This window comes from Hydrogenophaga electricum (assembly GCF_030160815.1).
Lineage (GTDB): Bacteria > Pseudomonadota > Gammaproteobacteria > Burkholderiales > Burkholderiaceae_C > Hydrogenophaga > Hydrogenophaga electricum.
Genome location: NZ_BSPB01000177.1, coordinates 1 through 628, shown reverse-complemented (window position 1 = coordinate 628; position 628 = coordinate 1). Strand labels below are relative to the sequence as shown.

The following is a 628-nucleotide window of genomic DNA, read 5'->3' as shown; positions in this document are numbered from 1 at the left end:
ACTAGCAAAACCATGCACCCACAGCCCACCATTCAGTCGCATTTTAGTTGAATAATTACGGCCACTGAAACATGGCCGGGTGTCTCGAGCACGCAGCTCGTTCTGATGCTAAAAAGGTCTAATACTGCAATTATCCCATCAACTGAGCTAGTGGTAATTAAGCATGGCTAAGCATATAGTTCTAGCTAGGTCACATAAGTAACATGAGCTAGTCGATTTATTACCCAATGTTGACAAATGACAGATATCAAGTAAACATAGCACAAGCGAGCAGATAGGTAAACCCTATTCCCATGTAATTAGCAAAACATGCATATTTATTTGCAAACAGTAAAACATTTGTAAATTGGGATCAACATGCTCAAGGGGAATGTGTGACTTGCCTTGCTTCTTCACTTTGATCTTCTGAACTCTTTTCCTCGCGACCGCGATCTTCCGAAACAACGGATTCTACACGCTGGCATGCAAAACGAGGAAAAACACTAATAAACACCAAGGAAATAGTACATAAAAAGTAAACAAACATGTAGAACTCAATTTTAGATGAATTTTGCAATTTGAATAGCCCAATTCGGAGTTCGAATGAATTAGATATGAATTTTAGAAGTTTTGAGCCATTTAAATGGAT

General features: G+C 38.5%; 1 protein-coding gene. It reads right to left on the bottom strand.

Features of this window, described 5'->3' with window-relative positions; genetic code table 11:
* Window positions 1-361: 361 nt before the first annotated feature.
* Window positions 362-628 (bottom strand): hypothetical protein (locus QQK43_RS23775; RefSeq protein ID WP_284309655.1); only part of this gene is annotated, 267 nt, incomplete at its 5' end.